This window comes from Bacillus sp. FJAT-27445 (assembly GCF_001510665.1).
Lineage (GTDB): Bacteria > Bacillota > Bacilli > Bacillales > Cytobacillaceae > Bacillus_D.
Genome location: NZ_LMTI01000004.1, coordinates 364,733 through 385,066 on the forward strand (window position 1 = coordinate 364,733; position 20,334 = coordinate 385,066).

Here is a 20,334-nt window from a genome sequence, read left to right on the forward strand (position 1 = left end):
ACGCTCCCTGTCCGCGTAAATGAAGCACTGGATACGTCCCCTGCTTCACTAGATCCGCCCCCTTCTTCTGCTTCATCCTGTCATGAATTTGGTGGGACGGGCATATAAATAGGCAGAGATTAGTTGGGAGGTGCGGGGATGGAGGAGAGGCTGTCATTAAGAGAAGTGGCCGTGGTCTTGCGGAAGTGGCTTTGGCTGATTATTGTCTTGTCGCTTTCAACAGCGCTCATTGCAGGAGTTATGAGTTTCTTTGTCATTGAGCCTCACTATCAATACAGCTCGCAATTCCTTGTCAATCAAAAAAGTCCGGATCCACGCGGAGTGACAGGGGATGATATTCGGACAAATGTTGAATTAATCAACACTTATAAAGGAATCATTCACAGTCCGGTCATTTTAGACGGGGTCATCAAGGAATTGAAATTGAAGCTGCCAACCGAAAAACTGAGGGAGAAAATAAATATATCGAGCGAAGAAAGCTCCCAGCTTGTAACAGTCAAAGTAACCGATCCGGATCCGAAACGCGCTGCTGCGATTGCAAATTGGACGGTCCGGATTTTTCAAAAGAAAATCCCGCAGCTTATGAACGTGGATAACGTAAAAATCCTGTCTGAAGCAAAGGTGGAGGCCGATCCCCAGCCGGTCTCCCCTAATATGGGCTTGAATATCGTGATTGGAATCATTATAGGCACAATGGCAGGTGCCGGAATCGCCTATGTGCTTGAGTATGTAAACAACACGATTAAAACAGAAGCTGATATTTCGGGAAAATTGCATGTCCCTGTGCTCGGGGTGATTCCCCACATAAAAGACCAGGATATTGCTTCTGGGAGAAGGTCGCAGGATGCGCAGGGGAAGGGGAGGCGGAATGAAGTTGGCGCATCGTAAAATCCATAATAGGAACAACACCCAAAAGAATTTGCTGGCGAATTTGAACCCAAAATCGGCGATATCCGAACAGTATCGGACGGTTAGGACAAATATTCAGTTTGCCTCTGTAGATAAAAAGATACAGGTAATCGTTGTGTCTTCGCCATCCCCTTCGGAAGGGAAGTCCATGAGCGCTGTGAATCTTGCGGTCGTTTATGCCCAGCAAGGGAAAAAGGTTCTCCTCGTTGATGCGGATTTGCGAAAACCAACGGCGCATTATACCTTTTCTTTAGAAAATCATAAGGGCCTAAGCTCCACATTAGTCGGAAATACAGCACTGAGAGAGGCAATTGTCCCAAGCGGGATTGAAAATCTTGATGTATTGGCATCGGGACCTATCCCGCCAAATCCATCAGAATTACTTGCATCGAATAAAATGCTTGAACTTTTGGAAGCAGTCAGGCAGGTGTATGACATTATCCTCTTTGATACGCCTCCCTTGTTAGCAGTCACGGACCCGCAAATTCTTGCATCACTGGGAGACGGGACAGTGCTGGTGATTCGCAGTAAGAAGACCGAGATTGAAGATGCGCGAAAAGCAATCAACATGATTCATTCCGCCAATGGAAATTTGCTCGGGACAATTTTGAATGATGCCCGTATAAAAGAGGGGCATTACTACTATACTTAAGGTCATTCCAGCCGAAAAGGCTTCGATCAAAGATCGGAGTCTTTTTTGGTTCGTTATTAAGTATGCGTGCTAAGCGTGCAAAAGGAAAAATGTCCAAGGAAAACCTGGTAATAATCCACCGTTAACCTCCATAAACTGAAATAAACCTAGAGTGCGGCTTACAGCTGCATAAAAACTCACTTCCCCGAACGGCAATGAAAGACAGAAAGGAGTACATACCATCAGATGGTTTAGACAGGATTAGTCGGAAACGTTCGGTAATCAGAACAACTTAGACAGTGGGGGATAGCCTAATGATACGAACGGAAAGTAAAGGCATGAAATCGCCGACATCAAGTGCATCGGTTGCGAAAGAGGTACTGGCACCGGTTTCGGTTCTTTACTTAATTGGCAAACGGGGTCTTGATATTGTTGGGGCAATTATTGGTTTAACCCTTGCGCTTCCCCTTTTCGTGATCCTCCGAATCCTCTTTTGCTTTGGAGAAAACAAAGGCCCGCTCCTTTTCAGACAGAAGCGGTATGGAAAGAATGGGAGGCTCTTTTGCATTTATAAATTCAGGTCCATGATTGTAAACGCGGATGAATTTCTGAAACAGAACCACGCGCTCTATGAAAAGTATTTAGAAAACAATTATAAGCTCGAACAAGATGAAGATCCTCGGATTACAAGGCTGGGCAGGTTTTTGCGCAGAACAAGCTTGGATGAAGTACCCCAATTAATAAACGTTTTAAAAGGGGATATGAGCCTTGTCGGACCACGTCCAATCGTTGAAGAAGAGTTAAGAGAATATAAACATAAAAAACATCATTTTCTAGCGGTAAAACCCGGAATGACAGGTTACTGGCAAGTATGCGGCAGAAGCAGCGTCGGTTATCCGGAGCGGGTGGCTGTTGAACTTCATTATGTGTATAACCAGTCAATGTTTTTGGATATGAAAATACTCTTTCTGACCATATCAGTTGTTTTATTAAAAAAAGGTGCCTATTAAACTATTTCTTTACCGATAGGAGGCTTGAATGAATAGGATAGCTGTTTTAATACCTGTCTTTAATAATCAGGAAGGCATTTCACTTACCATTGCTTCATTTGTCAATGAAAAAGAAGAGGCGGTTGATATTTATGTGATCGATGATGGAAGCATCCCTGCCATCACCTGCCTGGATAAAATAAACCAGCATACTGTCCATGTGGTCAGAATGTCTGAAAACGCGGGAATTGAACACGCGCTGAACCACGGATTGAACACGATCCGTAAAGGAGATTACACATATATTGCCAGGATAGACGCGGGTGACAGTGTAGTGGAAAATCGCTTCAGCAAACAGGCATCCTTTTTGGAGGAAAATAAGGAAATTGCATTAGTAGGCTCCTTTTCGGATTTTAAAACGAGTGAAGGAACCTTGCATTTTACGTATAAACCGCCAACAACCCATAAGGAAATAAAAAGAAGAATGCATTTGAACTCCTGCTTCAGCCATCCGGCTGTCATGTTTCGGTCCGGTATTGTCGATAAGGTTGGCCTTTATTCGCTGGAGTACAAAAGTGCGGAGGATTACGAGTTTTTCTTCAGAATCGTAAAAAGTTACCCAACGGCAAATTTAGATGAAGTCTTGCTCGAGGAGGAATTCAATCATACGGGGATTTCGGCAACTAGGAGAAGGCAACAGCTTATCAGCAGGCTGAAGGTGCAGCTGAAGTATTTTGATTTCACTGAAGTATACAGCTATCTTGGATTTTTTAAAACTATTGCTCTGCTCTTTATCCCAAGAAACTTCATAGAGCGGTTAAAGTCCTCTGGTTCATTGACAGTACAAACTGTAAACGAGGGAAAGCAATGAGGAAAAAGGTGCTGCTCATTTGTGAGGCTCTAAGCGGAGGGGTGCGCAAACACCTCGTTACAATCCTTGAGAATCTTTCATCGGAAAAATTCGATATTGCCGTAGCTTACGGAGAGGCGCGGGCCGACTTGATTTTTTTGAAGTTTGTAAAGGAAAACAGCGATAAATATTCGTTTTACACTATTTCCAATTTTGTAAGGGAAATAAGCATCGTCGAGGATGTAAAGGCGATTCTCCAATTAAGAAAGATCATCAGGGAGTTCCAGCCGGAAGTCATCCATTGCCATAGTTCCAAGGCAGGCGGAGCCGGGAGGTTAGCGGCCCTGTTTAGCGATTCCTCGAAAGTTTTTTATACGCCGCACGGCTATATTATGCAGTATCCATATATCAGCAGGAACAAGAGGAAGATGTATGGCTTCATTGAGAGGAATCTAGGCAGGATAACGGATTATACGATCAATGTGTCAAAAGGGGAACATGAGGCTGGACAGCGTTATAATCTTTTCCGCTATCAAAAAAGCAAGGTGATCTACAACGGGGTCGAAGATAAAGGCTTTTTCAGGCGGGAGAAAAGAAATGGAAAGCTTATTGTCGGGACGTTGGCACGATTCGACCAATCCAAGGATCCAATGAGCTTTTTGAAAATAGCTAAAGCGGTTACCAGTCTTAACCCGGACATCGAGTTTTGGTATGCGGGTGGCGGCGATTATTTTAAGGAGGAATTTCTTGATTCGATAAAAGGGTGCGCAAACATCAAATATTGCGGTTTCCTAAGCTCCATTGAGGATTATTTGGACGAGGTGGATATTTACTTATCAACCTCCCTGCATGAAGCCCTGCCGTATTCGGTCATTGAAGCAATGGCTAGGGGAAAGCCGATTATTGCAACGAATGTGGAAGGGAATAATGAACTGGTCATCCATGGCTTTAACGGGTATTTGTACAGCCCCGGAAACATTGAAGAAGCTGTTTTTTGGATCAAAAAACTTGTCCAGGATGAATCGGGCATCGGGAAATGCCAGTTGAACAGCTATAAGCTATTTAAAGAAAATTTTCACATCCGGACAATGATTCAACGATTGGAAGAGGCCTATGAACAGTAAATTTCCGAGCAAAGTCCGTCACAATCACGGGATGGAGTTCCTTTTTGCCGCTGAAATAATCGGAGGTCCGACATAATGAAGCTGCTAGTGAACATGAAAAATACATTCATTGATAACCCATTTATGAAGAGTATCTCAATCCTTGCAGCCGGAACTGCCATCTCCCATTTATTCATTTTTTTAACAACCCCCATATTGACCCATTTGTATTCACCGGAGCAATTTGGGATTTTTTCGATTTATTTATCGCTTCTTTACAGTATTTCAGTCATCGCTTCCCTTATGTATGACCAGGCCATCCCGCTGCCAAAAGACGACCAGGAGGGCTGGGATGCGCTTGTCTTATCCTTGATGATTGCAGTAGGGATTAGCATCATCGTTTTTGTTTGTGCTCTTATTTTGCCGATTGGGAAATGGGTTGGCGCACCCGAATTGGACCGGTATGCCTGGCTCCTCGCAATAAGCGTTTTTGGGATTGGCTGGTTTCAGGCCTTCAATTCATGGAGTATCCGGGTTCGGGACTTCACATCCATTTCGAGGTCGAAAATCAATATGAACAGCGGACAAATGGTGTCCCAAATTACTTTTGGGTTTTTCCATGCGGGCATTTTTGGGCTGCTGGCTGGTGAAGTTATTGGCAGGATTTCAGGCTTTCTAACCTTTTTAAAGTATCTTTTTAAAAATAAGCCAAAGGTCAAGCTGTTTTGCTTTCAAGGTATAAAAAGGGCTATCATTCGCTACAAAAACTTCCCGCTCATTTCAAGCTGGTCCGCCTTCATCAATATATCCGGAGCCCGGATTCCGGCTATTTTCCTGGCTGCTCATTACGGTCCTGCGGTAGCAGGATGGTATTTGCTGGCGGAAAAAATTCTGACCGTTCCTGAAGCATTGCTTGGATATTCGGTAAAGCAGGTGTATATGTCGGAATCGTCCAGGCTTCACGCAAAGGGGGAAGAATTCAGCTCCCTTTTTTGGATGACTGTCAAGAAGATGTCCATCATTGGCGGGGTAGTAATCGGAATGATCGCACTCGCTGTCCCGCCCTTCATTCCCCTGCTTTTTGGCCATGAGTGGAAGGAAGCCGGCCCCTACTTGCATATGATTTCACTCTTATTCTTTATGAGAATGGTCGTAAACCCAATCGCCACGAATTTTTATGTATTAGAATCACAGGCCCTTCAAATAATCAGTGAAGTTATCCGGTTTTCTTTGATTTGCCTGTCGATGATTGTTTCCTATTTTTACATTGAAAGGGCCGATATGGCCATCCTTGTTATCAGTTTGCTTTCTTCATTGGGCTATCTGTCATACGGAATTGCATCCTGGTATATCGTGAAAATTCATTTCCGGAAGGCAGAAACATCTGTCTCCGTGGAACGAATCAAAAGCTGAGCTGCTAGGCGTATTTTCTAATCTTGCGGGTTTTCGCTATAAGGGAGTGACCAGGGTGTTATCCATTTCCAGGAAAAGATGGGGTATTCAAATCCAGCAAATCTATTTTCCAAAAGGAACAAACTTTCAGATTCGTTCTTCGGCAGATTTAGTTGGAATCACACAATCAATTGTCCCGATTGAAGGGTTAATGCCAATCGAGACGTTGCAGAAGGATTTAACGAAAAGTGAAGAAGAATTGTTTATGGAAATATCCAAATCAACAAGGAAGCAAATTAAGCAGTCCCAAAACAATCCGGATCTACAAACTTTCATTAATCCCGACCCTTCTGATGAAGATATCCTCGTATTTCAGGAATTCTATAATAAGGCTGCCGATAGCAAACGGACCGACCGCTGTACGGACTTCCATGTAGAAAAATTAAAGCTGCTGAGGGATCAAAAGGCGCTTGTCATGACAAAAACGGAAGGGGAGGGCCAACATCCACTTTGTTATAGGGTATATGCCGCGGATGGGGAACGAGCGATGCCCTTTTACTCGGCGTCCCACTTCAGGCTGACTGATGACAGCAAATTCAGGAAGCTGGTAGGCAAAGCGCACCGGCTGCTTAAATGGAAAGACATCCTTTGGTTTAAAAACAACGGGTACTTGATTTATGATTCCGGAGGCTTAACGCCTGATAAAAATGTCCGCAGTTTCAAGCTTGAATTCGGAGGCAGCATCAAAACCGAATATTCTGGCTACCTGCCCTATTCACTGGCCGGAAAACTTGTGCTGAAGGTACGGAAAATGAAGAGCCATTGGTAAAGAAAGGTGAACCTTCCATCAGGGGGACTTTTTTCCCCGCTGATTCCGCTATTTCAATAAATGGGGTTGAAGCCATGTATTCAGTAAAGCATATTTTCATAAAAGCGATATTGATCGGACTGCTGGCTTTGCTTCTGGGATGGCTGGCGATTGCGTTCCCGCAGGCCATGAGCGGAACATCCAACCTTGTATTTCCCTTTCTTGTATTGGCAAGCATTGCTGGTCTATTTGCCGCAGCTTTCCTGCTATTGCTGAGGTGGGAGCATCACCTGTTCATTTTTGCATTGAGCGCCGGCTTTCAGCTGTATGATCCTTCCCCTTATGAACTAATGTTTTTCATCTTGGTAATTAGTGTTTTTATCAAGCGTGTTCAGCTGAACAGGGACATGTTTAAGAATGTTTTGGCACTCTTGCTGTACATTTTTCTGTTTTTCGGCACGGTTTCCCTGTTCTTCGCAGCAAATTTTTCAAAAGCGGCTGTCTGGCATGGGATAACGGTGTTCCTTGTTTGCAGCGGGCTCTTTCTTGTTTTGGCCATCAAAAATGATAAGCATCTTGAATTTTTTCTGAAAGGATATATTGCAGGAGCGGTTGCCAACAGCGTTCTAGGCATAGCCGGTTACGTGTCCAATAAGAATCTTGGCAATAGCACCCGCCTTGAAGGATTTTTCCAGGACCCGAATATCTTTAGCCCGTATTTGATCATTGCGCTCCTGCTTGTTCTCGAGGATAGCCTGAATCCAAAATTATTTGCGTCAAGGTCGTTTAAATACCTTTCGATAGCTTTATTGGCAGGTGCAGTTGTATTGGCTATGTCCAGGGCCGGCTGGATCAATCTTGCTGGTTCACTGGCGGTGTACCTGGCCATTAAAATGCTAAAAGGGGAGCTGAAGCCCAGCTTTGTTATCAAATCGTTCTTGGTTCCGTCATCCCTGCTTGTGTCCGTTTATTTTTTGTTCCCGGCCATTACGAATCAGTTTATAAAACTGCTGGTTGAAAGGACAACGCTCCAAACCTATGACAATGAACGGTTTAATGCGCAGCTTTTCGCGGTGAAGGTTTTGAAATCCAATTATTTTGGCATAGGGCCCGGAGAGATGACATCGATTTATTATATGGACCCCCACAATACGTATCTCCGCCTGTTTGCCGAATATGGATGGATTGCGGGCATCTCCCTATTGCTGCTTCTTGTAATCCAGGCAGGCTTTCTGATAAAGAGGAGCATATCCTGTGATAAAAATAAATTCAATTTCCATCTCGTGCTCTTGTGCTCCATGGCAGGTTCACTTGTCAACATTCTGGTAGTGGATGCCCTTCACTGGAGGCATTTCTGGATTTTATTCGGCCTTTGCTGTTATGCGATTCTTTATCAAAAGGATGAATCTGCTGAGGTGATTCGAACTGAAACTGGGTGTTTGGAGCAGAAATCCGCTTCAATTGGGGATAGCCTGAACAATTTTCCAAAGCAAAGGGGTTGAAGCGTTTGGCGAGCAATGAATGTGGAACCTTCATCATCTCCCTGGATTTCGAACTGTTCTGGGGAGTCCATGATATTTATGAAAAGAATGACTATGAGGAGAACGTCCGTGGGGCCCATACAGTCGTCGTCTCACTGCTAGAATTGTTCTCCCGTTACAAAATTCATGCCACCTGGGCCATTGTCGGTATGATTTATTTTAAAAATATGGAACAGCTGAAAAAGATGATTCCGGCCAATAAACCGGCCTATAGCCAAAAAAAACTGTCTTCGTACCATTACATGGAAACCCATTCAATTGAGAAAAACGATATAAATTTATTTTTTGCCCCCCAGCTTGTTGAACGCATTGCTTCGGCCCCGGCTCAGGAGGTGGCTACACATACATTTTCCCATTATTACTGTTTGGAAGAAGGACAAACATTGGAACAATTCTCGGCCGATCTCCAACTGGCTCAGTGGCTAAACCGGGAACGCGGCTGGGAAATCAAATCAATAGTGTTTCCGCGAAATCAGGTTAACGAAGAGTATTTGAAAGAGTGCAAACGGCTCGGCTTGGCCGCCTACCGTGGAAATGAGGACAGTTGGGCATACCGGATGGAATCTTCGGAAAGAACGCGGTATGTGAAGCGCGCTTTCCGGCTTTTGGACAGGTATATCAACCTTTTTGGCCATCATACATTTGAACTGGCTGCCGAAGATGCCAGTTCTATCCTCGTTAATATAAGATCTAGCCGTTATTTGGCGAAGGTTTCGGAGCGGCTGAAATGGCTGGAGGGTTTGCGCCTGCACCGGATCAAGAGCGAAATGTCCCATGCCGCAAAATACGGCAAGGCTTATCATCTTTGGTGGCATCCACATGATTTTGGGCGGAATATCGAGGAAAACATGGGTTTCCTGGAGGAGATATTGAAGCATTTTGATTATTTGCAGTGTACGTACGGGTTCAGGAGCAGGAATATGAATGAGCTTACGGATGAACGAACGGCCGGAAAATTGCCCCGGGAGGAGCTTGAAGATGCATATCAAATGGAAGAAGCGACTTTTTGAAATAAACGAAATTTACGGGCCGAAAGATGAGGCCGCTGCTCTCCCTGCTGCAGACATGATTGCCTACTTTCAGCAAACTGAACCGGTTGAGCCTGATCGATGGAATGCCATCCACAAACAAGCGCTTACTCTTTGTATCGACCTGAGAAAGGGAGAAGAGCATCTGAAATCGGAGATGAATAAATCAACCCGTTACCAAATTAACAAAGCGGGAAGGGATGATTTGGCTGTTCAGTTCATTGAAGAACCTGGAAGGGATGACCTTGAAGCCTTTAAAGCGTTTTTTGATCCCTATGCCAAAGAAAAAGGAATTGAACCGTTCCAGGACGAGCGGATAGAGGGCATATACGCCCAGAACATGGTTACGATTACGTATGTCTACCACAAAAGCGGGCCAAAACTCGCCGGCCACTTGTACTTTGCAGACGGTGTCCGGGCTCGGATGTTTTATTCGTCCTCCGGGAGGTTTGCTGACAACGGAATTCCGAAAAATGAAATAGGGCGGGCCAACCGCTACCTTCATTGGCAGGACATTCTCTATTTTAAAAAGAAAAACTACAGGCTGTACGACTTTTTTGGCCTTTCCATAGATGAAAGCAATATTGACCAGCAAAATATCAATCAATTTAAAAAAAGCTTTGGCGGGGAAGAAATCGTCGAATACCGCAGCTTCATCCCCAAAAGCCTAAAAGGAAACCTCCTTGTCCTCCTCCTCAAACTAAAATGGCGCAACCAGCCCGAACTCATCAAAAAGTGAAGCAGGGGACGTACCTTCTGTTTCACTTTTCCAGCTTGAATGAAGCATTTATATCAATTTGTCCAGGTGGAGCTGAAAGATGGGGCCGTCTACCAGGGCATCCTTCACAGCTACGATAAGGAAAAGATGTATCTCATCATGCCGAATATGCATCACCCCAGTATGAAATTGGAATCGATGGATGAAAGCAGAATTTTTCCCTTCTTCGGGCCATTTGGGCTATTCGGCTTCCCGATTTTTGGTATTCCATTCTTCATCTGATAACCACAAAAAAGCTTGCAGCAAAATTATTTGCTGCAAGCTTTTTTATATCCCTAATCGATTATTTCGTACACGAAAGAATCCGAAAATCCAGGATATCCTGGTATTTCAGCATAATTGTGAAATGCTGATTGAATATCTCGTAAAGCTTCGGATCGATCACATCCGAATAATGAAATTCGGGCATCTGATGGGTTTGGTAAATGGACTGCTTGTTCCTGTGAATGGCGATTTTTTCAAAACCGGCCTGATTGAGTAATAAAGACCAGTCAGATTCCATTGGAAGGGAATCAAATCCGTAAAATTGCTTAATTTCCTCCGCCTCAATTGTCCCAGGTTGTTTGTTAATCGTCAGTTCATTCGCAATAAATCTACCTCCGCTTTTTAATAAACGGTATACTTCTTTAACCGCCTGTTGTTTATTTACAAATGAGAGGACAGACTCCGAAATAATAAAATCAAATAACCCATCCCCAAGAGGTATATTTTCTATGGAACCTTGAATAATTTGCACTGGCAATTGGTATGTCGCCATTCTATTTGTGGCTTTCTCCACCATAATCGGGCTGATATCCATCCCAGTTACATTTGCCCCATAGTGTGAAGCAAGATAGGCAGCTGTTTGCCCAGTGCCGCAACCAGCATCCAAAATAGATGACGAAGCGTTAATTTGTTCCCCCTTTAGCATTTCTTTTGTAAGATTGAAGCCGCCAGGATGCGCGCCGCCAATGCCAAATTTGGACAAAAAATCTAAATACAAGGAAGCACCAATTTGAAACACCTTCTTCAATTCAGCTTATTTGCATCATATGGCTAGACATTTTAGAAGGTTCCTGATGAGATAAGTTTACAAAAAATACCATCCAAAACCACTGTGAAGCAAGGGACGTATCCTCTGCTTCATCTAACAGATTAGTATCCTTCTTTCTTTACTGCATACTGAAAAATGAATCTTAATTTAGTCCTATCCGTATGTTAGAATACTAAAGGGGGGAGCTCGATGGCTCAGTTGGTTAAATGGCTGGGGTATTTGGTTATTGGTTTTGCGTATTTTATGGGAATGATTGCATTCGATGAGTGGCTTGTTAACAGGACGCCAGGATATCTCACCGCTTACTTGATAATGGGAGTGGGTGTTTTCCTCGTTGGCCTGTTTATTTTAATAGGAACAAAAATGTTTTCTTCGTATATTTTTAAAAGTAAATCTTTGCGTTCGTTTTTATTTTTGACTACTGTAGGGCCTTTTTCCCTAAACCTGTTGGATTGGTGGAGGAATGGCCAATATAGAAACCTTGCAAACTTGAAGGATGTTTGGCTGATGCCTGGCTCCTTTGGATGGCTGGATTATTTTTTGTGCGGTACAGGGGTCGCATTCCTTTTTACAATGGGAGCTATTTTTATTTTTGGCTCTAAAGAAACTGGGAAATACGTGATTTCACTCTGTGTCGTTTCTTTATTACTGACATCTGTACTCTTTTATATAACAATGAATGACTATGAAGCAATCAGGGCGGATGGGATTGTCATCCAAAAGCTTGGAGACAAAGAGGAGATCGCCTGGTCTAAGGTAAGGCATGTGGATATTCTTGGTTATCTTTCACGGGACGGTGCTTCAAAAACCAGTACCCGCAGCTTTAAATGGGAGTTCGTTTTTTACCTGAACGATGGAACAAAAAAAGCAATTGGTCCTTTTAAATATAACGACTATTTCTTAACGGGTTCGCTTGATATAAAGAAATTAATAATGGATAAGAAAATACAAATGGCGACGGATCGAATAACAGAGGAAGAATGGGGTTTCATTAAAGTCGATATGAAATACGAAGTGGGAAACCGGGATGATTTCTACGAAATATTTCAATATGACCCAAAAACAAAAGAATATTATAGCATCACTTATGATTAATGAAGCAGGAGATACGTCCCCTGCTTCACTTTGCTGCTTCACTTCATTATTTGCCGATGAATTCCTGGGTCCAGTAGTTACCTTGGGCAATGTGGCCAACACCTATATGAGTGAAGTTTTTATTAAGGATGTTTTTGCGGTGGCCTTCGCTGTTCATCCAAGCGGTGACAACTTCCTGTGGTGACCGTTGTCCCATTGCAATATTTTCGCCAGCATAAGAATAGCTGATGCCGAATTTCTTCATCATATCAAAAGGTGATCCGTATGTCGGGCTGTTATGGTCAAAATAACCATTTGCCGACATGTCACGTGATTTTTCACGGGCCATCTTGCCTAGATTGCTATCTGCTTTCAGGGCAGAGAGTCCAGCTTTTGCGCGCTCCTGATTCGTTAGAGAGACAACCTGCTGTTCATATGCGCTCAACGTGCCTGCTTGTGGTGCAGCTGGCTCTTGGTTTTTAGCAGGCTGCGGTTTTGCAGATGCCGGGGCAGCTGTCTTTTCCGGAGCTTTTACCGGAGCTGCTGGCTGGGCCAGTTTTGGTGTAGCTTTTTTTGCTGGTGCCGGGGCAGCAGCTTTTACCGGAGCTTTTACCGGAGCTGTTGGCTTGGCCGGTTTTGGTGTAGCTGTTTTTTCTGGTTTCTTTGGAGCAGGGGCAGCTTGTTTTTCTGGTGCTTTAGCTGGCTGCTTTAGACCTTGTTTAAAGTAATTCTCCAGTCCACACCGCTGAAGCGTTTCTTCAATAAATTTATTGATTTCATCTAACTTAATAGATTGGTTATGATAAACGTAAACACGTTCCTGTACATTCTGAGTACCAGTCGATGCTTCAGCCTTATCCGGCATTTGTCCGGACATCCATAAAGCCGAAGCGACTGCGAAGGACAGGATTACTTTTTTCTTATTCATCATGCATTCCTCCTGTTTGCTAATTTAGTAGATTGTTCGCTTGCAGGACTATCGTACCATAGCTTTTTTGTCATATTTGTGGATAATCCTGTTAATACTTACCTTTGTGATATGTACCTAACTTATTAAAAAGCTATCTATCATTGATATGGCGGGATTTTTAGCGTGAAGGAAGCAGACGAATGGGAACCCCGCTTTTTCTTAAAATCTAGCATGCGTGCCATATATTACAGTAATATAAGGGTTGACAGCCACTTGGAGACAGCATTTATGTTACAGTTTCTTTAGAATTATGTAACAAAGGCTTTGAGTCAGGATGTGAAGCACTTGCCTGCCCAGAGGCATAGCGCTTTCCTCGGGTAGTTCTGTGAATTTCCTCACAAAGGGAGGCGTCCTTGAACTTAACATCAATGAATATAATTGGACGCTGGAATCAAAATAAATTCAGGTATCACAGCGACATAATAGATAGTTGGGTGATTCCAACCTCTAACACATAGATTAATTATTTCCGATTTGTACTGGTTGGTCTGTTTCATGTTTACCGGGCGGGTAACTCCGCTGATTGTCCACTACTTTACAGAAGGGGGTGAGGTGGTTGTTTTACCTAAAGCAGGCACTTCTTTTTTTAATCCAATTATTTTTTATTTGGAGCATTTATTCGGTTTCAGTTTATATTACAGGTATTTTTCGTTTGCCCATACCGGCGAGCGTATTGGGGATGGTCCTTTTATTCTTGCTTCTTGCGGGAGGGATTGTGAAGATACCCCAAATAGAGAGGGCGGGTACCTTTTTAAACAAGCACCTCGGCTTCTTTTTTGTGCCTATTTCGGTGGGATTAATGGATTTTGGCGGTCTGATAAAAACAAGCGGACTCCAAATACTCATAATGATCGCTGGTAGTACTATTATTGGGCTTCTGGTTACTGGAGGCATGGCCCATTATTTTTCACGAAGGGAACAGAAGCAGCATGAGCGAAATAACCCTCTTTAGCATTATTCTTACAATCATTGTGTATATCGGGGCACTGAGTCTTGCACGGAAGGTTTCGTCTCCTCTCACATCACCTGTACTGACTTCCACCGCCGTTATCATCCTCGTCTTTTTAGCAGTCGACATTGATTACAGCCAATATACACCCGCGAAGGATTTGATGACCTTCCTATTAGGTCCGGCAACGGTGGCGCTTGCCCTGCCATTATATAAGAGCAGGGAAATACTCTTGGAAAAATTCAAGTCCGCCATGCCGGGATTGGTAATTGGTACGATCGCGACGATCCTTTCTGCCGTTTGGCTTTCAAAAACATTAGGTCTGCCTGAGGACATTCAGGCTGCTTCTGCGGTCAAAGCTGTGACAAACCCGGTCGCAATTGAAGCCGTGCAGTTGATTGGAGGAAATCCGTCTATTGCCGTGGCATTCGTAATAGTGGCAGGCATTTTAGGAGCGGTTTTTGGCCCGCTAATTTTAACATTGGCAAGAATAACAGACCCATTTGCCCGCGGGCTTGGAATCGGAACAGTTTCCCACGGAATCGGCACGAGCCAAATCATGAAGGAGGGCTCGGTCCAAGGGGCAGCGTCCAGTATAGCGATGGGGGTTGCAGCCATCATCACCTCGGTAATCCTTCCGTTGCTTTACCCGCTAATAAAATAACAAGGGACGGTTCCTCCGCTTTATTCGGCAACCGATGAGGCAGGGGACGTATCCTTTGCTTCATTCGGCAACCGAAAGAAGCGCTGGATACGTCCCCTGCTTCACTCTTCATATTGTTTCTACATGTTGGCCATGAGCCTTTTAAGGATGCGATCATAGTCGTCGCGGTCGATGCCTGGAGCGAATTGCTCGGGTTTTTCCTCGAAATCCGGGACCGGGGCACCTTCAGGCATGCCGTCAATGACGCGGAGCGGTTCGCCGGTCTCGGGATTCGGGCCTTTCCAGATTCGGTCGATATCCCGGTATTCCGGCTCTCCCCACGTGTAAAGGACATTATAAAGACCTTGTGCCATGAATTTTTTTGCATAATCGAATTTATTGTTATCGAGGCTAGGCACCGGGAGCATTTTGCCGACTTCCACACCGGTTGCGACTTCCAGGGCTTTGGCATAAGCGATAATATGTGTGCCGCCGCGTACGAGCAGGTAACCGATCATTTCCCTTGCGACAGGGTTGGTAGTCATCTCATAAACTCGCATTTTATGTGTCCTGGCGCCGATTTCAAGTAAGTAATTATGGAGAAGATCTGCAACGAGGTTGCCGCTATTTGTAACAAATTCCCCGTTCCATGGCCGTCCCATCCCGTCACCTGGATAGGCTGTTTGGGCAGTCGTTGTAAAATGAAGGGAGTAGCGTGCATCCTTTCCGTTCATGAGCGGGGCCAAATCCGGGTCGGCTTCAAATGTATTGCCGAAAGAGAGCAGGTTAATCGTATTGGCAACGAGCTCAACATGGCCGAATTCCTCGGCTGTGATGCTTGCGATGATATCGTAAAAGGGTTTCAGTTTCTTTTTGCCCCGAAAATTAAAGGACTGGAACATGTAATTGTTCAATGTCGACATTTCACCAAATTTTCCACCCATCAATTCCTGGACTGCGGCTGCCGCATTCGGGTCCCCGTGTTCGGGCCTCGGCAATTCAATCGCAATCCTATTGACACGCTTCATCATATGGGCCACCCCCAATAAGGTATTTTAATCCGTTCCGTACTGATTTAGGCAGAAGGTTTTTCCGCAGCTTCATCCGCGAATGAGGCAGAGGATACGTCCCCTGCCTCACTCCATTACCAAATCGGGGTTTGGAACGACCCAAATGATTTGGGCTGTACGGATGAAGAAGGAGTTTCGCCCAAGCTCCACAACGATATGGTCAGGCTGTACATTGGCAAGCCTTCCCCTCACCCCGCCTCTTGCCGTTTCAACCGCAACATTCGAACCGACAATTCCTGAAAGCGCCTGAAATACATATGGGTCACTGATCTTCCACTCAATATTGTCCATTTTGTCCCCTCCTGTAGGCATATCTAAGGAAGTATATGTGTGAAGTGAGAAATTTATTTTGAAATCGGCAACAATACGTTGAAAAGTGAAGCAGGGGATACGTCCCCTGCCTCACTTTTTTTGTTTCCTACTCTACAGGTTAAAAAAGTACAGCAGATATTAAAAGAGTGCTAGTGATAGCGCTTTCATTAGGCCTTTTTCTATAGAATAATTGGTTTATAGGCACTTAATGCTTTTTTTAAAAGGAGGATTATGATGAAGAGAAGCTGGAAGTTTATTTCTTTACTTATTGCTGTGATGATGTTCATGGTTATTGCAACAGGCTGCAACCAGTCAACTGGCGGTAAAAGCAAAAGCAAGGTGAGTGTCGGGATTGTTCTGCCGACGAAGGATGAGCCTAGGTGGGTGCAGGACGAGCAAAGGTTTAAGGATGCTCTGAAAGGTACGGAGTATACGACTGAAATCCTGTTCAGCCAGGGATCCTCGGCCAAGGAAAAAGAAAACGTTGAAACTCTTCTTAACAAAGGAATCGATGTTCTGATTATTTGCCCGCATGATGGCGATGCAGCTGCTGCAGCGGTTGCAGAGGCTAAAAAAGAAGGCGTTAAGGTTATTTCCTATGACAGGCTGATAACCAATACAGATGCAATTGATTATTATGTTACTTTTGACAGCCTTGCTGTAGGTGCCGCACAGGCGCAATACCTGATTGACAAAGCAAACGGATCCGGCGTGCCTCTTTACCTTTATGCGGGTGCTGCTTCCGACAATAACGCATTCTTGTTCTTCCAGGGTGCATGGAGCGTCCTTCAGCCAAAGATTGCTGATGGAACTTTCAAAATCGCCAACTCAAGCGAAGCGATTAAACTAAAGGATACTGCTGAACTTACACGCGACCAGTTAAGCAAGATTATCGGCCAGGTGACAACTAACTGGGATGCGAACGAAGCGAAAAACAAAGCACAGACGCATTTGACAGCGGCTGCATCGGATATGAAAGGCGATGTCGCAGTACTTGCTCCGAATGATGGAACTGCCCGTTCAATTGCGGACGTTTTTGCAACGGATAATGAAGTTACAAGCTTCACAGTAACTGGACAGGACGCGGAAAAGGCGTCAATTCAGTACATTATTGATGGCAACCAATCCATGACTGTCTTTAAGGATGTCCGCACACTTGTTAAGGATGCAATGGGCATGGCAATCGACCTTCTTGATAAAAAAGACCCTGAAACAACTGGTTCTTATAATAACGGCAGCATCGATGTAAAAGCAAAGCAAACGGATGTCATTGTAGTAGATAAGGAAAACGTCAAGACAGAATTGATTGATTCCGAGTATTACAAAGCAAGTGACTTCACAGGACTCTAAGATAAAAGCATAGCATGATGCGGAATAGTGATAGATACGTCTATCACTTTTTCGGCATTGCGTTAGCTGTTTGCAGGGAGGGATCGTGTTGAGCGGATATATTCTGGAAATGAATGATATTTCCAAAGAGTTTACCGGGGTTAAAGCGCTCACCAACGTCAATTTCAAGGTAAAAAAAGGAGAGATTCACTGCCTGATAGGGGAAAATGGGGCAGGTAAATCAACGTTGATGAAAGTACTGAGCGGGGTGCATCCTTACGGCACCTATGAAGGCGATATCGTGTTCGAGGGAGAGGTACAGCAATTCAAGAAAATCAACGACAGTGTCAAAGCGGGCATTGTAATTATTTATCAAGAGCTTGCGCTGTTTCCGGATCTCACTGTCTATGAAAATATTTTTGCGGGAAACGAAGTGAGGCGCGGCGCAATCGTAGACTGGAACCAGACAATTGCCAAAGCGAAGGAAATGCTGCGAAAGGTAAAACTGGACGTTAATCCTGAAACCCTTGTAAAAGACTTGAGTGTAGGGAAGCAGCAATTGGTCGAAATCGCCAAAGCACTTAGCAAGGATGTCAAGCTGCTGATTCTGGATGAGCCGACTGCTGCGCTCAATGAGGACGACAGCGAAAACCTGTTGAAGCTGCTTGGTGAGCTGAAAAATCAGGGCATTACCTGCATAATGATTTCCCATAAGCTGAAGGAAGTTATAGCGATTTCAAATCAGGCAACGGTTCTTCGCGATGGACGCACGATTTGTACGCTCGATGCTTCCAAAGGGCTAATCTCCGAAAACGTCATTATTAAAAACATGGTCGGGCGCGAAATCGATGACATTTACCCAAAGAGGACAAACAAGAATTTTGGTGAGAAAATACTTGAACTGCGGAATTGGTCCGCTTATTCCCAACAATTAGGCAGGCAGGTTGTAAAGAACGTCAATTTCCACGTGAAAAAGGGGGAAATTGTCGGGATAGCCGGCTTGATGGGTTCGGGACGCACGGAGCTGGCATTAAGCATTTTTGGAAACCCCAAATCCTATAAGATACTGGGCGAACTGCTGGTGGACGGTTCGCTAAAATCGTTCACGCATCCAAGTGAAGCCATCAAATCAGGGATTGCCTATGTTACTGAAGACCGGAAGGGTGACGGGCTGTTTTTAATCCAGGATATTAAGAACAATGTTTCCGCTGCCTACCTGAATAAGGTTTCCCAGAGGGGCATCATCAATGAGAATGAAGAGGTCAAGAGTGTAACGGAGTATAAAAATAATTTGTACATTAAAGCCCATTCCCTGGAACAGGTCGTTGGTAATCTTAGCGGGGGAAACCAGCAGAAGGTTTCACTTGGAAAGTGGCTGTTTGTCGGGCCAAGGCTGCTTATCTTGGACGAGCCGACACGCGGAATTGATGTTGGGGCAAAATTTGAAATTTATACGATCATGAACCAGTTAATTGACCAAGGCATGAGCATTATCATGATTTCCTCGGAGCTTGGCGAAGTGCTGGGAATGAGCGATCGCGTGTATGTCATGGCAGAGGGAGAAATTAAAGGCGAGCTGTCGTTTGAAGAAGCAAACCAAGAAAATATCATGCAGCTTGCTACGCAATAGGAGGTAAAACCCTGTGAACTTTTTTATTGAAGCAAAATCATTAGTGAAAGAAAACATTCGTGACTACGGGATGTATATTGCCTTAATCTTCATTATGCTCACCTTCTCGATCATGACGGATGGATTGTTCATGTCGTCCCGAAATATTAGCAATTTATTGGATTCGACCGGCTACATCGCCGTCCTTGCTGTAGGAATGACGCTCGTTATCGTCATCCGGCATATTGACCTCTCCATTGGTTTCGCAGCTGGATTCATGGGGGCGATCGCTGCGATTCTCCTTACAAAAGTCGGGGTGCCTTTTTATTTTACCATTCCGATTATCCTTGTCCTTGGGATCGTAATCGGCCTTTTCAATGGCTTGCTTATTGCCTGGTTCGGGATTCCCGCCTTTGTCGCGACCCTTGCCGGAATGCTTATCTTTAGGGGTGCACTGCTTCAGGTAACCGAACAGACGGGGACAATCATTATTAGGGATAAAGCCTTTAATGCCATCGGCAACGGATTCCTTCCTTCCTTAATGGAAGTGAACGGCCTCCATCTGCTCTCCTTGATTTTAGGCGCATTGTTCATTGTATTTTATATATACAGTGAATTGTCCACGCGCAAAAATAAGGTTAAATATCAGTTTGATGTTGTTTCAAAAGGGATTTTTACACTGAAGCTGGTTTTAGTTTCCTCTATTATCGCCTATATCACGTGGATTTTGGCAGGCTATAACGGCTTTTCATGGACAGTTGTCATTATGCTTCTAGTCGTGGCCATCTATCATTTCCTTACAAAGAAAACCGTGCTTGGCCGACACATATACGCGGTTGGAAGCAACCCGGAAGCAGCGCATCTAAGCGGGATTAACGTAAACAAAATTACGTATATCGTATTTGGGTCCATGGGAATGCTTGCGGCACTGTCAGGAATTCTGTTCACCTCCCGGCTTCAATCCGCAACGACAACGGCAGGGACGTTGTTCGAACTTGACGCTATTGCAGCCGCATATGTTGGAGGCGTATCGTCCGCGGGCGGTGTTGGCAAGGTTTCGGGGGCGATTATTGGAGCAATTGTTATGGCCTCCCTTTCAAGCGGAATGAACCTATTGGGGGTTGGAGTATCGTACCAGTACATGATCCGCGGTGGAGTGCTGGCAGGCGCGGTTATTTTTGACGTTATGACCCGGAAGAAGCGAGGCTAACGGCAATTTACCGGGCAACTGAATATGGGCGAGGGGTACCTTATTAATGATAGGGTACCCCTGCTTTTTAGTTAGTTTCCATAGACTGCCGACATCCTTGGGTAAA

At 44.5% G+C, this 20,334-nt stretch carries 21 protein-coding genes; 17 read left to right on the top strand and 4 right to left on the bottom strand.

Annotated elements, in window-relative coordinates; genetic code table 11:
• Positions 1–138: 138 nt before the first annotated feature.
• The 11 genes from AR337_RS13520 to AR337_RS13570 all read left to right on the top strand — a co-directional run bounded on the left by AR337_RS13520 (position 139) and on the right by AR337_RS13570 (position 10,251).
• Positions 139–888, top strand: a complete 750-nt coding sequence (locus tag AR337_RS13520; protein WP_059172543.1) for a YveK family protein — start codon at positions 139–141, stop codon at positions 886–888.
• Positions 869–1,561, top strand: coding sequence for a CpsD/CapB family tyrosine-protein kinase (locus AR337_RS13525; RefSeq protein WP_172797545.1), 693 nt, complete (start codon positions 869–871; stop codon positions 1,559–1,561). Before AR337_RS13520 ends, AR337_RS13525 begins: the two co-directional genes overlap by 20 nt.
• A gap of 317 nt (positions 1,562–1,878) precedes the next feature.
• Complete coding sequence (locus AR337_RS13530) at positions 1,879–2,550, top strand: sugar transferase (protein ID WP_172797553.1); 672 nt, start codon at positions 1,879–1,881, stop codon at positions 2,548–2,550.
• A 28-nt stretch (positions 2,551–2,578) separates the two neighbouring features.
• Positions 2,579–3,400 (top strand): glycosyltransferase, encoded by an 822-nt coding sequence (locus AR337_RS13535; protein WP_059172545.1) that lies wholly within the window; start codon positions 2,579–2,581, stop codon positions 3,398–3,400.
• A complete protein-coding gene (locus tag AR337_RS13540; RefSeq protein ID WP_059172546.1) occupies positions 3,397–4,503 on the top strand; it encodes a glycosyltransferase in 1,107 nt (368 codons plus the stop codon). The genes AR337_RS13535 and AR337_RS13540 overlap by 4 nt, the downstream gene beginning before the upstream one ends.
• Positions 4,504–4,578: 75 nt before the next feature.
• Complete coding sequence (locus AR337_RS13545; protein ID WP_059172547.1) at positions 4,579–5,895, top strand: lipopolysaccharide biosynthesis protein; 1,317 nt, start codon at positions 4,579–4,581, stop codon at positions 5,893–5,895.
• 55 nt (positions 5,896–5,950) lie between these two features.
• The gene (locus tag AR337_RS13550) at positions 5,951–6,703 is read left to right on the top strand and encodes a hypothetical protein (RefSeq protein ID WP_059172548.1); all 753 of its coding nucleotides are present in this window, start codon (positions 5,951–5,953) and stop codon (positions 6,701–6,703) included.
• Between the two features lie 74 nt (positions 6,704–6,777).
• Entirely contained in the window at positions 6,778–8,184 is a 1,407-nt protein-coding gene (locus AR337_RS13555) for an O-antigen ligase (protein ID WP_156424401.1), read from the top strand.
• 5 nt (positions 8,185–8,189) lie between these two features.
• Positions 8,190–9,233, top strand: a complete 1,044-nt coding sequence (locus AR337_RS13560) for a polysaccharide deacetylase family protein (RefSeq protein ID WP_059172550.1) — start codon at positions 8,190–8,192, stop codon at positions 9,231–9,233.
• Positions 9,202–9,990, top strand: coding sequence for a hypothetical protein (locus AR337_RS13565; RefSeq protein WP_059172551.1), 789 nt, complete (start codon positions 9,202–9,204; stop codon positions 9,988–9,990). Before AR337_RS13560 ends, AR337_RS13565 begins: the two co-directional genes overlap by 32 nt.
• 39 nt (positions 9,991–10,029) lie before the next feature.
• A complete protein-coding gene (locus AR337_RS13570; RefSeq protein WP_059172552.1) occupies positions 10,030–10,251 on the top strand; it encodes a hypothetical protein in 222 nt (73 codons plus the stop codon).
• A gap of 61 nt (positions 10,252–10,312) precedes the next feature.
• Here the strand turns inward: AR337_RS13570 and AR337_RS13575 are convergent, their stop codons facing one another.
• The gene (locus AR337_RS13575; RefSeq protein ID WP_253701722.1) at positions 10,313–11,011 is read right to left on the bottom strand and encodes a class I SAM-dependent methyltransferase; all 699 of its coding nucleotides are present in this window, start codon (positions 11,009–11,011) and stop codon (positions 10,313–10,315) included.
• A gap of 240 nt (positions 11,012–11,251) precedes the next feature.
• On the opposite strand from AR337_RS13575, the gene AR337_RS13580 reads away from it, so the two are divergent.
• A complete protein-coding gene (locus tag AR337_RS13580) occupies positions 11,252–12,157 on the top strand; it encodes a hypothetical protein (protein WP_059172553.1) in 906 nt (301 codons plus the stop codon).
• Positions 12,158–12,203: 46 nt separating this feature from the next.
• On the opposite strand, the gene AR337_RS13585 is transcribed toward AR337_RS13580, so the two are convergent.
• Complete coding sequence (locus tag AR337_RS13585) at positions 12,204–13,064, bottom strand: CAP domain-containing protein (protein WP_059172554.1); 861 nt, start codon at positions 13,062–13,064, stop codon at positions 12,204–12,206.
• 598 nt (positions 13,065–13,662) lie between these two features.
• Between AR337_RS13585 and AR337_RS13590 the strand changes: the two genes are divergently transcribed.
• Entirely contained in the window at positions 13,663–14,058 is a 396-nt protein-coding gene (locus AR337_RS13590) for a CidA/LrgA family protein (RefSeq protein ID WP_059172555.1), read from the top strand.
• Positions 14,036–14,719, top strand: a complete 684-nt coding sequence (locus AR337_RS13595) for an LrgB family protein (RefSeq protein ID WP_059172556.1) — start codon at positions 14,036–14,038, stop codon at positions 14,717–14,719. Before AR337_RS13590 ends, AR337_RS13595 begins: the two co-directional genes overlap by 23 nt.
• A 119-nt stretch (positions 14,720–14,838) precedes the next feature.
• Here AR337_RS13595 and AR337_RS13600 read toward each other — a convergent pair whose 3' ends face one another.
• Complete coding sequence (locus AR337_RS13600) at positions 14,839–15,729, bottom strand: manganese catalase family protein (RefSeq protein ID WP_059172557.1); 891 nt, start codon at positions 15,727–15,729, stop codon at positions 14,839–14,841.
• Between the two features lie 105 nt (positions 15,730–15,834).
• Positions 15,835–16,059 (bottom strand): YuzF family protein, encoded by a 225-nt coding sequence (locus tag AR337_RS13605; RefSeq protein WP_059172558.1) that lies wholly within the window; start codon positions 16,057–16,059, stop codon positions 15,835–15,837.
• A 255-nt stretch (positions 16,060–16,314) separates the two neighbouring features.
• Here AR337_RS13605 and AR337_RS13610 point away from each other — a divergent pair, with 255 nt between their 5' ends.
• From AR337_RS13610 to AR337_RS13620, 3 genes are all read left to right on the top strand, one after another.
• Entirely contained in the window at positions 16,315–17,430 is a 1,116-nt protein-coding gene (locus AR337_RS13610; RefSeq protein ID WP_059172559.1) for a sugar ABC transporter substrate-binding protein, read from the top strand.
• 88 nt (positions 17,431–17,518) lie between these two features.
• Complete coding sequence (locus AR337_RS13615; RefSeq protein ID WP_059172560.1) at positions 17,519–19,039, top strand: sugar ABC transporter ATP-binding protein; 1,521 nt, start codon at positions 17,519–17,521, stop codon at positions 19,037–19,039.
• A gap of 13 nt (positions 19,040–19,052) precedes the next feature.
• The gene (locus AR337_RS13620) at positions 19,053–20,228 is read left to right on the top strand and encodes a sugar ABC transporter permease (protein WP_059172561.1); all 1,176 of its coding nucleotides are present in this window, start codon (positions 19,053–19,055) and stop codon (positions 20,226–20,228) included.
• Positions 20,229–20,334: the final 106 nt, after the last annotated feature.

Excerpts from the sequence above, each read along its gene's own strand:
- AR337_RS13610 (WP_059172559.1), top strand. The coding sequence starts at position 16,315 with ATGAAGAGAAGCTGGAAGTTTATTTCTTTACTTATTGCTGTGATGATG.
- AR337_RS13580 (WP_059172553.1), top strand. The coding sequence starts at position 11,252 with ATGGCTCAGTTGGTTAAATGGCTGGGGTATTTGGTTATTGGTTTTGCG.
- AR337_RS13605 (WP_059172558.1), bottom strand. The coding sequence starts at position 16,059 with ATGGACAATATTGAGTGGAAGATCAGTGACCCATATGTATTTCAGGCG.
- AR337_RS13530 (WP_172797553.1), top strand. The coding sequence starts at position 1,879 with ATGAAATCGCCGACATCAAGTGCATCGGTTGCGAAAGAGGTACTGGCA.
- AR337_RS13585 (WP_059172554.1), bottom strand. The coding sequence starts at position 13,064 with ATGAATAAGAAAAAAGTAATCCTGTCCTTCGCAGTCGCTTCGGCTTTA.
- AR337_RS13555 (WP_156424401.1), top strand. The coding sequence starts at position 6,778 with ATGTATTCAGTAAAGCATATTTTCATAAAAGCGATATTGATCGGACTG.
- AR337_RS13535 (WP_059172545.1), top strand. The coding sequence starts at position 2,579 with ATGAATAGGATAGCTGTTTTAATACCTGTCTTTAATAATCAGGAAGGC.
- AR337_RS13570 (WP_059172552.1), top strand. The coding sequence starts at position 10,030 with ATGAAGCATTTATATCAATTTGTCCAGGTGGAGCTGAAAGATGGGGCC.
- AR337_RS13600 (WP_059172557.1), bottom strand. The coding sequence starts at position 15,729 with ATGATGAAGCGTGTCAATAGGATTGCGATTGAATTGCCGAGGCCCGAA.
- AR337_RS13525 (WP_172797545.1), top strand. The coding sequence starts at position 869 with ATGAAGTTGGCGCATCGTAAAATCCATAATAGGAACAACACCCAAAAG.
- AR337_RS13540 (WP_059172546.1), top strand. The coding sequence starts at position 3,397 with ATGAGGAAAAAGGTGCTGCTCATTTGTGAGGCTCTAAGCGGAGGGGTG.
- AR337_RS13595 (WP_059172556.1), top strand. The coding sequence starts at position 14,036 with ATGAGCGAAATAACCCTCTTTAGCATTATTCTTACAATCATTGTGTAT.
- AR337_RS13565 (WP_059172551.1), top strand. The coding sequence starts at position 9,202 with ATGCATATCAAATGGAAGAAGCGACTTTTTGAAATAAACGAAATTTAC.
- AR337_RS13545 (WP_059172547.1), top strand. The coding sequence starts at position 4,579 with ATGAAGCTGCTAGTGAACATGAAAAATACATTCATTGATAACCCATTT.
- AR337_RS13520 (WP_059172543.1), top strand. The coding sequence starts at position 139 with ATGGAGGAGAGGCTGTCATTAAGAGAAGTGGCCGTGGTCTTGCGGAAG.